Origin of the sequence: Nocardia blacklockiae, from assembly GCF_015477355.1 — a bacterium.
Taxonomy (GTDB): Bacteria; Actinomycetota; Actinomycetes; order Mycobacteriales; family Mycobacteriaceae; genus Nocardia; species Nocardia blacklockiae.
This window is the reverse complement of sequence record NZ_JADLRJ010000020.1, coordinates 21,041-34,866: the sequence shown is the minus strand read 5'-3', so window position 1 is coordinate 34,866 and position 13,826 is coordinate 21,041. Positions and strand designations below refer to the sequence as shown.

14 protein-coding genes are annotated in these 13,826 nt (G+C 70.1%); 5 read left to right on the top strand and 9 right to left on the bottom strand.

Annotated features, from left to right (window positions below; translation table 11 throughout):
• Positions 1 to 6: 6 nt before the first annotated feature.
• Positions 7 to 1,278: a THUMP-like domain-containing protein gene (locus IU476_RS34030; RefSeq protein ID WP_195106446.1), complete on the top strand. Its 1,272-nt coding sequence runs from the start codon at positions 7 to 9 to the stop codon at positions 1,276 to 1,278.
• Between the two features lie 50 nt (positions 1,279 to 1,328).
• On the opposite strand, the gene IU476_RS34025 is transcribed toward IU476_RS34030, so the two are convergent.
• Positions 1,329 to 2,657: an outer membrane protein assembly factor BamB family protein gene (locus IU476_RS34025; protein WP_324194548.1), complete on the bottom strand. Its 1,329-nt coding sequence runs from the start codon at positions 2,655 to 2,657 to the stop codon at positions 1,329 to 1,331.
• A 297-nt stretch (positions 2,658 to 2,954) separates the two neighbouring features.
• On the opposite strand from IU476_RS34025, the gene IU476_RS34020 reads away from it, so the two are divergent.
• Complete coding sequence (locus IU476_RS34020; protein WP_195106445.1) at positions 2,955 to 3,710, top strand: acyltransferase; 756 nt, start codon at positions 2,955 to 2,957, stop codon at positions 3,708 to 3,710.
• 40 nt (positions 3,711 to 3,750) lie between these two features.
• Positions 3,751 to 4,290, top strand: a complete 540-nt coding sequence (locus IU476_RS34015; RefSeq protein ID WP_195106444.1) for a DUF1697 domain-containing protein — start codon at positions 3,751 to 3,753, stop codon at positions 4,288 to 4,290.
• A 9-nt stretch (positions 4,291 to 4,299) separates the two neighbouring features.
• Here IU476_RS34015 and IU476_RS34010 read toward each other — a convergent pair whose 3' ends face one another.
• A complete protein-coding gene (locus IU476_RS34010) occupies positions 4,300 to 5,595 on the bottom strand; it encodes an NAD(P)/FAD-dependent oxidoreductase (RefSeq protein ID WP_195106443.1) in 1,296 nt (431 codons plus the stop codon).
• Between the two features lie 111 nt (positions 5,596 to 5,706).
• Here IU476_RS34010 and IU476_RS34005 point away from each other — a divergent pair, with 111 nt between their 5' ends.
• Positions 5,707 to 6,564 carry a LysR family transcriptional regulator gene (locus IU476_RS34005; RefSeq protein WP_195106508.1) on the top strand — a complete coding sequence of 286 codons (858 nt, stop codon included), beginning with the start codon at positions 5,707 to 5,709 and terminating at the stop codon, positions 6,562 to 6,564.
• 11 nt (positions 6,565 to 6,575) lie between these two features.
• Here IU476_RS34005 and IU476_RS34000 read toward each other — a convergent pair whose 3' ends face one another.
• From IU476_RS34000 to IU476_RS33975, 6 genes are all read right to left on the bottom strand, one after another.
• Entirely contained in the window at positions 6,576 to 7,826 is a 1,251-nt protein-coding gene (locus IU476_RS34000; RefSeq protein WP_324194547.1) for a cytochrome P450 family protein, read from the bottom strand.
• Positions 7,823 to 8,386 (bottom strand): GTP-binding protein, encoded by a 564-nt coding sequence (locus IU476_RS33995; protein WP_324194546.1) that lies wholly within the window; start codon positions 8,384 to 8,386, stop codon positions 7,823 to 7,825. The genes IU476_RS34000 and IU476_RS33995 overlap by 4 nt, the downstream gene beginning before the upstream one ends.
• A gap of 37 nt (positions 8,387 to 8,423) precedes the next feature.
• Positions 8,424 to 8,774 (bottom strand): DUF742 domain-containing protein, encoded by a 351-nt coding sequence (locus IU476_RS33990; RefSeq protein WP_195106441.1) that lies wholly within the window; start codon positions 8,772 to 8,774, stop codon positions 8,424 to 8,426.
• Positions 8,775 to 8,860: 86 nt separating this feature from the next.
• Complete coding sequence (locus IU476_RS33985) at positions 8,861 to 9,268, bottom strand: roadblock/LC7 domain-containing protein (RefSeq protein WP_195106440.1); 408 nt, start codon at positions 9,266 to 9,268, stop codon at positions 8,861 to 8,863.
• Positions 9,268 to 10,848, bottom strand: coding sequence for an ATP-binding protein (locus IU476_RS33980; protein ID WP_438944101.1), 1,581 nt, complete (start codon positions 10,846 to 10,848; stop codon positions 9,268 to 9,270). Before IU476_RS33980 ends, IU476_RS33985 begins: the two co-directional genes overlap by 1 nt.
• A gap of 422 nt (positions 10,849 to 11,270) precedes the next feature.
• Complete coding sequence (locus tag IU476_RS33975; RefSeq protein WP_195106438.1) at positions 11,271 to 12,218, bottom strand: aminoglycoside phosphotransferase family protein; 948 nt, start codon at positions 12,216 to 12,218, stop codon at positions 11,271 to 11,273.
• A 132-nt stretch (positions 12,219 to 12,350) separates the two neighbouring features.
• Here IU476_RS33975 and IU476_RS33970 point away from each other — a divergent pair, with 132 nt between their 5' ends.
• Positions 12,351 to 12,743 carry a DUF1707 domain-containing protein gene (locus IU476_RS33970; protein ID WP_195106437.1) on the top strand — a complete coding sequence of 131 codons (393 nt, stop codon included), beginning with the start codon at positions 12,351 to 12,353 and terminating at the stop codon, positions 12,741 to 12,743.
• A 66-nt stretch (positions 12,744 to 12,809) separates the two neighbouring features.
• Here the strand turns inward: IU476_RS33970 and IU476_RS33965 are convergent, their stop codons facing one another.
• The gene (locus tag IU476_RS33965; RefSeq protein WP_195106436.1) at positions 12,810 to 13,769 is read right to left on the bottom strand and encodes an electron transfer flavoprotein subunit alpha/FixB family protein; all 960 of its coding nucleotides are present in this window, start codon (positions 13,767 to 13,769) and stop codon (positions 12,810 to 12,812) included.
• Between the last annotated feature and the right edge of the window lie 57 nt (positions 13,770 to 13,826).

Genomic DNA, 13,826 nt, shown 5'->3' with positions numbered 1-13,826 from the left:
CAGTCGGTGGGCTATCGCTTCTCCCGTGCCGATGTCGAGTACTTGCGCAGTGCCGCAGGGGTTCTCGCGCTGGCCGCGGTCGACCGGCACGCGCTGACGTCGGCCTCGCTGGTCGGTGACCTGCAACGGGTGCACCGCGAATACGGCGAGCGGACGGCGGCGCTGGTGGAAACCGTGCGCCTGCGCCGGCGCGCGGCCGCCAAACTCGATCGGCCGGGGGAGTGGCTGTACACCGACGACGCGCTGCAACAGGCGACGCCGAGTGCGGTGGCGCGCCATCGCGCCCGGCGGCTGGCGGGCCGGGCCGTGCACGACGTGACCTGCTCGATCGGCGCGGAACTGGTTGCGCTGCACGAGGTCTGCCCGGCCGTGATCGGCAGCGACCTCGACGAGGTCCGGCTGGCCATGGCCGCCCACAACCTGTCCGAGGCGGGCAACGTGCTGCTGGCCCGCGCCGACGCCTTGATTCCGTGCACGACCGGCACCGTCGTGATCGCCGATCCGGCCCGCCGCGCCGACGGCCGCCGCACCCACGACCCCGCCAAGCTACAACCCCCGTTGCCGGACCTCCTCGACGCCTACCGCGGCCGCGACCTGGTCGTAAAGTGCGCTCCCGGTTTGGATTTCGACAGCTTCGCTCCCCGCGGTTCCGCATCCGCACATCCCGTGCCCCGCCTACCCGGTACGGGAGACGCGGGTGCGGCGGGGACGGGGCGTTCGGCTGCTTCCGGGATGGTCTGGGAGGGAGAGGTCGAGGTCGTCTCGTTGGATGGGGCGGTGCGGGAGGCGTGTCTGTGGTCGGCGGGGCTCACCGAACCCGGGATCACGCGGCGGGCCACGGTGCTGAGGTCCGACGGGTCCGGGTGGAGTCTCACCGACGCCGAAGCCGACGACATTCCCGAGCGCGCACCCGGGGAGTGGATCATCGACCCGGACGGCGCGGTGGTGCGCGCCGGTCTGGTGCGCCACTACGCCGCGAAACACGGTCTCTGGCAACTCGATCCCCGGATCGCCTACCTGACCGGCGACAGCGTCCCCGCGGGCGTGCGCGGTTTCCGCGTCCTGGACCGCTTCGACTTCCGCGAGAAGCCACTGCGCGCCGAACTACACCGCCGCGACTGCGGCCCGCTGGAAATCCTCACCCGCGGCGTGGATCTCGACCCGGACGCCCTGCGCGCCCGGCTCAAACCCCGTGGCGCCCAACCCTTCACCCTGGTGATCACCAGAATCGGCCGCACCGCGACGGTCTTCCTCTGCGAGACCCCACCGGCGCGCTGACTCGGCCGACACACTGGCACCGCTGACTTCCCCGCCGCGACGCCCGCGCCCTACACGTCCGGCTTGAACGCGAACAGTTCGCCGATGCGGGACGTCACGACCACGTCGCCCTTGGCGCTCACGGCGGTGCCGACCGTGGTGCCCTGTGCGCCCGGGAGCGGGGCGGAGGCCAGGGTGTTGCCGTCGGTGGTGTCGAAGGTGACCAGGTTCAGCGCGTCGCCGATCGGGGCGACCGCGTAGCCCGTGTCGCCGGCCGTCTGCACCGGCCGCCCGCGCAGGTGCAGATCCTTGCGCTCCCAGGCGATCTCGGCATTGTCGCCCTTGTCGCGCAGCGCCAGCAGGTGACCTTCGTCGCCGCCCGGGATCAGCAGGCCGTCCCGCACCGAGACCGCGCCCTGCGGCGAGAAGCCCAGCGGCTGCGTCCATTTGGTGTGCCCGTCGGCCGCGTCGATCGCCAGCAATCGGCCGCTGTTGTCGCCGGCGTAGACCGTGTCGCCGTCGGCGGCGAGGGTCGGGCTGGTGGCGCTGCCGTCGGTGAGGACGTCGACGCTCCACTCCTGCTGGATCCGATGGTCGGCGTAGCGCAGCGCGACCAGCGCCGCGTTCGCCGCGCCCGGCTTGCGGACGGTGACGTAGAAGCGACCGGAGTTCTGTTCCAGCGCCGAGACATTCGCGACCGGGCACTGCGGCCCGCCCGCGGCGCAGTCGCCGACGCCCTGGCCGTCCGGCGGCCGCGGCAGCTCGGGCTGACGCAGGAGATCGGGCTCGCCGAGCACCTGGAACGTGGCCGAGGCCAGGTTCCCGGTCTGCCGGTCCATCACATCGATCTGGCCGGACTGGGTCACCGAGAGCACGTTGCCGTCGCTGGTGAACTGCACCGAGATCGGCACGCCCGCGACCGGGGTCCGCCAGCGCGGCTGCCCGAGCGCGTTGAACGCGAACAGGCCGCCGTTGTCGCCGACGTAGACGTTGTCCAGCCCGTCCACCGCCGCGCCCGCGGCCGCCACGTCCGGCCCCATCGCATTGCAGAACCGCTTGCGGCCGGTCGGCATCTGGAAGGAGAAGATCGCGCCCGTCGCGCCCGGGGTGCCGACGCAGTCGGTGGCGATCCGGGTGGTGACGAACAGCTGCCCGCCCGGCCCGATGACGGTGGGCGTCGCCGCGGGGCCGCCCAGCGGCCTGGTCCAGCTCGCGACCAGATGCCGGGACCCGGTGACGGGACTGGCGCCGCTGTTGCGGGCGTCGTGGTAGGCCACCGGCCAGCCCTTGCCCGGGCCCACCTTGATGTCGTCCAGCGTGGTGCTGCCGCACGCGGTCAGCGCGAGCAGGCCGCAGGCGCCGAGCACCGCGCCCATCCGCCGGGCCGCGCGGGCGCGCACGGGTCGGCGCGCTGGCGCGCCGTGTTCGGTGACTGTCCCTCGGTCGTGCTCGCTGCGCGGGGATCGCCGGCTGCCGCTTCGCACCTGCTGGACTCCCATCTGCTTCGTACGGGCCTGCACGAGACTAGAACATCGGCCCCGCTACCACCGGGCTGGGTGACCCGGCGGACGGCGCGTCCGCCGGTGCGAATTCCGCGAGGGCAGCGGCCACCCGGAGGCGGGGCGAAAGTACCCTGGTACCTCGACGACGACACGGCTGGACGACGCAGTCGCCCGAGGGACCTAGGGAGCAAGTTCGTGACGAGCATGTGGGGCGCACCGCTGCGCTCGCGATGGCGGGGGTCGCGCCGGCGGGACCCGGAGCAGGCGCGCTTTCTGACCATGGCATCGCTGCGCTGGGTGCTCGCCAATCGCGCCTACACGCCGTGGTATCTGGTGCGGTACTACCGCCTGTTCAAATTCCGGCTGACCAACCCGCACATCGTGCTGCGCGGCATGGTGTTCCTGGGCCGCCGGGTGGAGATCCACGCGACGCCCGAGCTGAGCCGCATGGAGATCGGCAAGTGGGTGCACATCGGCGACGGCAACGCCATCCGCTGCCACGAGGGCTCGCTGCGCATCGGCGACAAGGTGGTGTTCGGCAAGGACAACGTCGTCAACACCTACCTCGACATCGAGATCGGCGAGTCCACGCTGGTCGCCGACTGGTGCTACATCTGCGACTTCGACCACCGGATGGACGACATCACGATGCCGATCAAGGACCAGGGCATCGTGAAGAGCCCGGTGCGCATCGGCCCCGACACCTGGATCGCGGCCAAGGTGACCGTGCTGCGTGAGACCCGGGTCGGCCGCGGCTGCGTGCTCGGGGCGCACGCGGTGGTCAAGGGCGACATCCCCGACTACGGCATCGCCGTCGGCGCGCCCGCCCGGGTGGTCAAGAACCGCAAGGAGGCCTGGGAGGCCGGGGCCGCGGAACGCGCGAAATACCTGGCGGCGCTGGAGGACATCGAGCGCAAGAAGAACGGCGTGGGCGCGCACCAGGCGGGCTGACCCGCCGCGGCTGTCGGTGCCCGCGGGTAGCGTCTCGCCCATGAACCGGTACGCCGCCCTGCTGCGCGGGATCATGCCCAGCAACCCGAACATGCGCAACGAGAAGTTGCGGGGCGTGTTCGAGGGGCTGGGCTTCGAGGGTGTCGGCTCGGTGCTTACGAGCGGCAACGTCGTGTTCGGGAGCGCCGAATCCGACGTTCCCGCACTGGAATCGCGCATTCAGAAGGCGCTGAACACCGAACTGGGCATCGGCGGCGGCACCCTCATCCGCAGCCGCGACGAGTTGCGCGCCCTGGTCGATTCCGACCCGTTCCCGGGCCTCACGCACGGCCGCGGCACCTACCTCACGGTGACCTTCCTGAAGGACCGCGCCGCGGGCGCCCCGTCCCGGCCACCGGCGGAACTGGACGCCGCGGTGCGCATCGTGGGCTACGACGAGGCGGCCGCGGCGGTCCTCGCGGTCATCGACAACATGTCGAGCACCACGCCCAACCACATGGCCTGGCTGGAAACCGTGTACGGCAAGGACATCACCACCCGCACCTGGCTCACGGTGCAGAAGGTACTGGCCAAGCTCTGAGCGGGCCGCTCAGGCGGCCCGGGGCCTCGACTCGGGAGTCGCCGCGGGCGTGGCCTTCTCGTCCTCGGCGAAGCCGGGGCGGCCGGTGCCGATGAACGCCACCAGCCACGACACCACCGCGACGAAACGGTTGCGGAACCCGACCAGGTAGAACAGGTGCACCGCCAGCCAGGTCATCCAGGCCAGGAAACCGGTGAACTTCACCTTGTCGTTGAGCTTGGTGACCGCGCTGAACCGGCTGATGACCGCCATGGAACCCTTGTCCCAGTAGACGAACGGAGTGCCGGGTTGCTTCTTGCGGCGAATGATGTCGGCGACGTGCCGGCCCTCCTGCATCGCCGTCGGCGACTGCCCGGGGTAGCCGTTGAGCGAGGTCATGTCGCCGATCGCGTAGATGTCGGCGTGCCCGCCGACGGTGCAGTCCGGATTGATCAGCAGCCGCCCGGCGCGATCGGTCTCGCAGCCCGTGGCCTCGGCCAGCAGCCGCGCGAAACCGCCGGCCTGCACGCCCGCCGACCACACCACGGTCTCCGCGCCGATGCCGCGCTCGACACCGTCCTTGGTCTTGACCGTCACCTTGCCCGCCTCGATATCGGTGACGAACGTGTCCAGCAGCACCTCGACACCGTTGCGCGCCAGCGACTCTCGCGCGTACTCCGACAGGCTCCCGCCGAAGGGCGGCAGCACGGCCGGCGCGCCCTCGACCAGCGAGACCGAGATCTCCTGGTGGTAGTGCCGTTTCGCGAGCTCCTTGAGCTGGCCCGCGACCTCGACGCCGGTCGGGCCCGCGCCCACCACCACGAAGCTCAGCAGCCGCTCCCGCGAATCCGGGTCGGCCGTAGCCGCCTCGGCGAACACGCGCTCGATCTGCGCGCGCAGCCGCTTGGCGTCGTCGATGGTCTTGAGCGAGTACGTCTTCGCCGCGAAATCGTCGCGGCCGAAGTAGGACTGGTTGGCGCCCGTCGCCGCGATCAGCGAGCCGTAGCGGATCTTGCGCGGCCCCGCCGCGGTCTCGTAGGTGAGCACGGCGTCCGCCGCGTCGATGTCGACGACCTTGCCGAGCCGGACGTCGGCGCCCTTGTGCCGGTGCAGAATTCCCGCGATCGGCGGGGCGATGTCCGTGCTGGGCAGCACACCGGTCGCTACTTGGTACAGCAGCGGCTGGAACAGGTGCTCGGGCGTGCTCGAGATGAGAACGTAGTTGACCCCCGACTTGCTCAGCTGCTTCGCGGCGGCGAGTCCGCCGAAGCCCGAGCCGACGATGACGACCTCTGCGGTTTCGATCCCCGCGTCCACGTGTTGCATGACAGCCTCCTTCTGTCATTAGTAACCGTGATTCGGAATCCAGATGTTCCAGGGGTCAGGGCGCATAATTTAGATGAGTCTTATCTTGATCGTTCATGAATGGAGATCGCGATGGAACTGCGGCAGCTGTCCTACTTCGTCGCTGTCTGCGAGGAACTGAGCTTCAGCCGGGCGGCTCAGCGGTGCTTCATATCGCAATCGGCTATCAGTCACCAGATCGCCCGGCTTGAACACGATCTCGGTGTGCAGCTCTTCGAACGCTCCACGCGCTCGGTCGTTCCTACGGACGCAACGACGCGGCTACTTCCCCTTGCGAAGCAGATGCTGAGCCTCGAATCGGCCATTCGCGCAGCTGTGCGGTCCTCGGGGCCGCGAATTCGCCTGGCGGCGAACATGTCCTTCGCAACAAGATCGCTGTCGGCCATCGCCGGTGCGCGCGAGGCGCATCCGGGTGCCGAGATCGAGTTCGTGATCAAGCCATTCCGGCAGCGCATCGCCGCGGTGGCGGACGGCGATTGTGATCTTGCTCTCATCCGCGGGCGGGTCGATCAGCCCGGTCTGACGGTCGAGAAACTGTGGGTGGAGGACCTCGTGATCGCGGTCTCGACGGCCCACCCGCTGGCCGGCCGGGACGATGTCACGCTGACGGAATTGGGTAACTACCCGCTGCTCCTGCCCCCGGAACAGGAACAGGTTCTGCTGCACAACGTGATCCGCAACGCCTTCGCGGACCTACCCACGCGGCCCACCTTCGGGCCGCCCATCCCGCCCGACCACACCGCCACCATGGAACTGATCAACCGGCCGGACGCGTGGACCATCCTCTACGCCGACACCCCGGCCGAGGGCATCGCGGGACTGCGCCTGGCGGGCCGTCCGCTGCGGGTGCCGGTGTCGGCGGTACTGCGCAGCGACATCCGGCCCTCGCCGATCCTGACCACCCTGCTGGCGGCACTGCACAGCGCGTAGCGCGCCGTCGACTACACCCGCAGCGGCGGCGATTTCGGGAAGGTGACCGGCAGGCCCGTGAGCGCGCGGTGGAAAGGCCCGGGGCGCCAGGTCAATTCGTCCTGCGGCACCGCCAGCCGCAGTTCGGGCAGCGCGTCGAGCAGCTGGTCGATGGCGTCCTGCACGGTCAGATAGGCGACCGAGCGCGCGGGGCAGGCGTGCGGCCCGACGCTCCACGCCAGATGCGAACGGTTGTCGGTGAATTCGCGGGCGCCGACGGCGGGATCGTTGTTGGCCCCCGCCATGCTGATGATCACCGGATGGTGCGCGGGCAGCCACACGTCGTCGATGAGGATCGGCTGGCGCGGATAGGTGATGCAGTAGTTGGCCATCGGCGGGTCGGTGAACAGCACCTCGTCGAGCGCGTCGCGGGTGGACAGGCTGCCGCCGAGCAGGCTCCCGGCGAAGCGGTCGTCGGTCATCATCAGCAGCAGCGTGTTGACGATGAGGTTCTGCTGCGCCTCGATGCCCGCGCCGTAGAGAGTGACCAGCTGGTGGATCATCTCGGTGTCGTCCAGGCCGACCGGATGGGCCAGCAGCCGCGAGATGACGTCGTCGCCCGGGTGGGCCCGCTTGTAGGCCACCAGCTCGATCAGCGACTGGGTGAGGATCTCGTTGCCGCGCTCGGCCTCGACCAGTTCGAAGATCATCGCCATGCCCTGCGCGACGCGCTGCCCGATCTCGGCGGGGCAGCCCAGCATCACGTTGAGCACCTCGAAGGCCAGCGGGAAGGCGTACTGCCGAATCAGTTCCGCCTCACCGGTCTCGCAGAACGAGTTGATCAGGGGCACCGCGATGCGCTCGACCTCGGCGTGCAGCGCGTGCAGGTCGACCCCGTCGATCGCCGCGAGGTTGGCCTGGCGGTACCGCTCGTGCTCGGCCCCCGCGCTGCGCAGCGCGTTCGGCCGCCACTCCAGCATCGGCATGATGGGGGAGTCGGCCGGCGCCGACTGCTGCCACAGGCGCGGGTCGGCGGGGAAGTGCTCGGGATCGTTGAGGATGCGCACCGCGGTGCGGTAGCCGATCACCAGCGTGGCCGGCACCCCCGGCGCGAGATCCACCGGCACCAGCGACCCGTAGCGGCGGCGCATGTCCCGGTAGGCGGCGTGCGGGTCCGCGGCGAACGCGGGGTCGTGCAGCGGGACCCGGGGGCCGCCCTCGGTGTCGATCGGCGATCCGTGCCGGACCGGACACGACCGCGCGGGGGTGGACGGCCCTGTCACTCGCGCGATTCCAGACGTTGGAACAGGAATTCGACGAGCGTGATCAGCGAGCGCAGACAGGGCCCGCGATCCCGGGCGTCCAGGGCGGTCAGCGGGGTGTCGGGCTCCAGGTCCAGCGCCTCGCGGATCTCGTGCAGCGGGAAGCGCTTCGCGCCCTCGAACTCGTTGACCGCGACCGAGTACGGCACCCCGCGCTCCTCGAGCACGCTCAGCACCTCGTCGGCCTTATCGATGCGGCGGGTGTCGACGAGCACCAGCGCGCCCAGCGCGCCGCGGGCGAGCTCCTCCCACAACGGTAGGAAGCGCTTCTGCCCCGGCGTGCCGAAAAGGTACAGCGCCAGTTGCGGGTTCAGCGTGATGCGGCCGAAATCCATGGCGACGGTGGTGGTCACCTTGCCGGGGAGATCTGCCATGTCGTCCACACCGATGCTGGCCTCGGTGATGGTCTCCTCGGTACGCAGCGGCCGGATCTCCGACACGCTGTTGACGAACGTGGTCTTGCCGACGCCGAAATTCCCCGCCACCAACAGCTTGACCGACCGGGTGACGGTTTCGGGCACATAGTCGACGGTTCGTTCGGTGAGGGCAGACGGGCGCTCAGACGGCGAGAGCGCGGAGCCCATTGAGTACCTCCTCCAGCAAGGCGAGTTCCGGAACCTGGTCGGGCGGTGCCGGATTGACCAGATGACCGCTGTCCAACAGGTCGGATGCGAGGATCTTGACCACCGAGGGTGGCAGATCGAGATAGGCGGCGATCTCGGCGATGGACAGTGCGCCGCGTCGGCTGCACACGCTCATCACCCGGCGGCCGTCCGGGCTCAGGCCCGGTGCCGGGTCCTGCGCCACGACCACCAGGGTGACGAGATCGAGCACCCGGGTCGCGCGCGAGCGTCCACCCGTGCGCACATATGCCCGGACCAAGTCTGGGTCGCGCCGATGCCTGCTCATTTCACCGCCTCGCTCGCGCTCGGCGTCGTCACGAGCAGGCGCCGGGCTGTGCCGTCTGTTCGCTCGCTGCGCGCTCCCATGGCCCGCTACCGCGTGCGCGGCAGGCTGCCGAGTTCGCGGCCCACCCGCGCCGCGAGCTCGTTCATCCGATGCGCGACGAGGCTGACGTCCACCTGAGCGGTGGTGGAGACGCCGATCAGCGCGCCTTCTCCGGCGGCGGTGATGAAGATCATCCCGTCGTCGTACTCGGTCATGTTCTGCCGCACCGAGTTCGCCGTGCCGCAGAATTCGCCGAGTGCCTTGCCCAGGGACCGCAGGCCCGACGCGGCGGCCGCGAATCGCTCGGAGTCGTCGACGGAGATCTCGCCGACCTGCGCGATCCGCAGGCCGTCGTCGGAGAGCAGGACGGCGAACCGGACGCCGGGAACGTTGAGGTCCTCGAGCATCCAGGCCAGTTTGTTGCCGTCGCTGACGGCTGTACCGGGTGTGCCCATCAGGATGTCATCCCTTCGGTGTTTTCGTGCGCGGCTGAGGTGCGGCCGCTCTGGGTGCCGCTCTGCCATGCGGCGGCGATATCGGGTCGGGGAAGTTCGGTGTCGGTATCGGGGCCGCTGCGCGACAGCGCGGACACCGATACGGTCCGGCGCCGGCGACGCGGCAGCCCCCCCGGGGTGATTTCGTGGACGGTCGATACGGATTCGGAGTCGTCCTCGGTCTCGTTCGCTGCTGTCACAAACTGATCATCCGTCGCTGCGGCGTGTGCGCCGCTCGTGGTGGTCAGAGGCCGCGGGCCCGAGGCGGTGCCGGCCCGGGTGTCGTCCGTCCCGCCCGTACGCAATCCCTCCGTCGTCACGGTGTGTGCGCCCCCGGTCATGCGGACGGGCGCCGGCGCGGAACCGACCGGCTCCCGGTCGAACCCGTGGCGGGTCGACGGGGTGGTCGATTCCGGTTCGGGGGCCGCGGCGATGACGGTGGGGGCGTTGGTGTTCGCCTCCGGCGTGCCGGTTTCGCGCGGGGTGAGCAGCGCCTCGGGCACGTACACCATGGCGCGCATGCCGCCGTAGGTGTTGGGGCCATCGATGTAGACGGTGAAGCCGTAGCGGCGGGCCAGCGCGGCGATACCGGGGAAGCCCACGCGGGGCGCGGGGCCGAGCTGGTGGATGTCGACCACGCGCTCGCCCGCCAGCACCTGGCGGGCCTCTTCCATCTGTTCCGCGTTCATCCGCACGCCGGCGTCGTCGACGATCACGGTGACTCCGTGGTGGCCTTCCTGGAAGGTCACGTCGACGAACGAGGTGGGCGGGGAGTAGCGCAGCGCGTTGTCCAGCAGCGTGGCCAGCGTGTGGACCAGCGGCTCCACGGCGCGGCTGATGACCACGCGGTCGAGCTGGTGCGGGCGCACGCGGGTGAAGTCGCGAACACGGCCGACCGCGCCGCCGACCACGTCGGTGAGCGCCTGCTGCGGCCAGCGCCGACCGGGCAGACCACCACAGACGATCACGTAGGACTGCGCCTGGCGGATCATCTGCTGGACGCTGTGGTCGATCCGGGTCAGGGTCTCGTAGACGTCGTCGCCGCGGTGCTCGCGCAGCGCGGTGCTCACGACCTGGCTGACGTCGGCGCCCAGGCTGACCACCGAGGTGCCGAAGGCGCGGACCGCGGCGCTGGTGGCCTCCCGCGCGGCGTTCTCGACGTCGGTGCGGGCCTTCGCCTCGGCCCGGGCGACCGCCTGCTGCGCCTCGTATTCGGCCTCGCGGCGGGCGCGCTCGCGGGCCTCGGCCTGCATCAGGCGCAGATCGCCGATGTAGCGGTCACCGAGTGCGCGCAGTAGCTGCGTGAGGCGGGACTGCCCGCCGGCGACCGGAATCTCCACCGACACGTCGGACCGGCGCACCGCGTCCGCCACGTAGGGCATCGTGTTGGTGGTGAACTGTTCGAGTTCGTCCTCGTGTCCCCGCAGTGCCTGTTCGGCCGCCTCGGCGCGGGAGCGCTGGTGCATGGCGTAGTACGCCGCATACAGCGCCGCCGCGACGGCCAATATGAGAACTGCAGCGAGGATCCACGAAATCGTCACGGCGGTAGATTGATTCATCAGGTTCCCTTGTTGCCGGCTGCCCGGCCGCCTCGTCCTTCCTCAACTCGCCGACCACCAGACACCAGGGCCGGATGACGCTCGTGTCGGCACCGGAACATCGTCGGGCCGTCGACGACCGCCCGACGAGCTCGAAGTTGCTTACCGGACAGTAGGTTTCGATTTTCGAAATCCTGCCCGGCCGGACCGTAATCGGTCCCAGTGCCCGACGACGGCAAACATTATCAGCTATTCCGGACGGCAGCGACCGATTCGTTATGGACTTCCCGGTCTGCATGGAGTCGGTGCGAAGGTTGCAAATGCCTTGTCGGGTAGCCGATCACGGCAAATACGCCGCACCGCCAGGCGAGTCGCGGTGGAATCCGAGGCGATCGCCGGTTCGCTCGTGCACACCCGGGGACGTGTCATCTATTCGCGAGGGCCGCGGCGACGGCCAGATGCAGGCGCACCATGTCCGGTTCGTCGTCCTCGACGCCCCAGGCGATTTCCTCGAGACTGCGCAGGAACGCCCAGCCGCGGGCCCGGTCGGCGTCGACGCCCAGGGCGCGGGCGGTGTGCCGCACGAGGCGATCGGCGTGCTGCCGGGTCGGCTCGTGCTGTGTGCCGATCATGATCAGGAACCCGGCGTCGAAGGCGGCCTCGCCGAGGTAGGGCTTCGGGTCGATGAGCAGCCACGGCTCGCGCTCGGCGGCCAGGATGTTGCCCAGGTGGGTGTCGCGGTTGACGATCAGCAGCGGGCCGTCCGGGGTGGCCAGCGCGGCGCACCAGGCGGTCGCCTGTGCCAGTAGCTCGGGCGGAATGACCTGTGCCAGTTCGGGTTCCGGCGCGGTGAAGCGTGCCGTCCAGTCGGCCACGATGTCGGCGACGCGGGGCAGCGCGGGGAAGTCGGCCGGAATGCCCGCCGGAGGCCGCCGCAGGCGGCGATACAGGTGACCGGCCAGTTCGATCTTTTCGGCGTGCTCCGGCCGGCCCTCGAGGCTCGGGAAACCCGGTTGTTCCAGCAAGGCCGTCCCGGGCCGGGCCCATTCCAGCAGCAGCGCGCCGGTGCCGGGATCGAAGTCGTAGAGCCGCACCGCGCCGTCGCCGTCGTAGCAGAACAGTCCGGCGGGTTCCCCCACGTTCTCCTCGTCGACCACCGGCACCTTCAGCACCGCGACCGAGCCGTCGCCGCGGCGCACCGGCGCGACGAAGGAATGGGTGCCGCCGCCGAAGGAATCTCCGATCAGCTCCGCGTCCCAGCGCGCGAGAAGTTCGTCCACCACCGCGGGTAACCGGGTCAGCCAGAGTTCACCCCGCTCTCCGAAGACGGTGCGAATTGTCGTCTCGACTCCGGGCGGCAGTGCGATCGGCATCCGGTCAGCATTCCCGCCGGAGCCGGTGGCGGGCAATCGAATTCTTTCGGCGGCGCATGATCTAACCGTGATCTGCGCGCGGCGGGATCGATCGGGCAGCGCGAACATCGCACGCGACTTAGGCTGACGGGCGTGGGGAACGAGAACTTGCGGGCGTCCGACGCCGATCGCGAGAAGTACGTCGCGCGACTACGGCACGCCATGGACGAGGGCCGGTTGAACCTGCCCGAATTCGACGAGCGGGTGCAGCAGGTCTACCGCGCCCGCACCTACGGCGAACTGGAACCGCTGCTGTCCGACCTGCCCGCCCAACGGGTTTCGCCGCACCCCGAGCGGCTGCCCGCGGGCCGGGTGCCGACCTGGGTGCTGATCATGTGGACCCCGTGGGTCTTCGTGAACCTGCTGTGCATCGTGATCTGGCTGGCCACCGGCATGGGCTACTTCTGGCCGTTCTGGGTCGAGGTGCCCTGGGGCCTGGCGCTGTGCATCCCCACCGCGATCGGTCTCATCACCAACCGCCGCTGAGCGGGCCGCCCCCATACGCCGAGCGGCCCCGGGACGCGAGTCCCGGGGCCGCTCGATGCGAGTGGATCAGCCCTTGTGGGTCTTGACCGCCTCGGTCAGCTGCGGGGCGACGTTGAACAGGTCGCCCACGATGCCGTAGTCGCTGATCTCGAAGATCGGCGCCTCTTCGTCCTTGTTGACGGCGACGATGGTCTTCGAGGTCTGCATGCCGGCCCGGTGCTGGATGGCGCCGGAGATGCCCAGCGCGATGTACAGCTGCGGCGAGACCGTCTTACCGGTCTGGCCGACCTGGAACTGGCCGGGGTAGTAGCCCGAGTCGACGGCGGCACGCGAGGCGCCGACCGCGGCGCCCAGCGCGTCGGCCAGCGGCTCGACGACCTTGTGGAAGTTGTCCTCGCTGCCGACGCCGCGGCCGCCGGAGACCACGATGGTGGCCTCGGTGAGCTCGGGCCGGTCGCCGCCGGCGACGGGCTCGCGGGAGGTCACCTTGGTGACGCCCTCTTCCTGCGCCGGGACCTCGACGGTCACCTTCTCGCCCGCACCGGCCTGCGGCGCGGCCTCGATGGCGCCCGGGCGCACCGAGATCACCGGCACGTCGCCGGTGGCCTTGTAGTCGACGGTGAACGCGCCACCGAAGATGGAACCGGTGACCGAGCCGTCGGACTTCACGTCGATGACGTCGACCAGCAGGCCGGAGCCGATGCGCGCGGCCAGGCGACCGGACACCTCCTTGCCCTCGGCGGAGGCGGCCACCAGCACGGCGGCGGGGGCGGCGGACTCGACCAGTCCGGCCAGCACGTCCACCTTCGGGGTCACCAGGAAGCCGTCGACGTCGTCGGACTCGGCGACGTAGATCTTCTCGGCGCCGGCCGCGGCCAGGGCGTCGGCCAGCTTGTCGCCGGTGCCGGCCGGGCCGAGCACGACGGCGGCCGGGGTGCCCAGTGTGCGGGCGGCGGTGAGGATTTCGGTGGTGACCTTCTTGGGCGCACCCTCGGCGTGCTCGACGAGCACGAGTACTTCTGCCATTTGTTCTCGCTCCTATTGAGATTCTCGTCCGGCTGTCGAAAGCCGGCGCAGCGTACG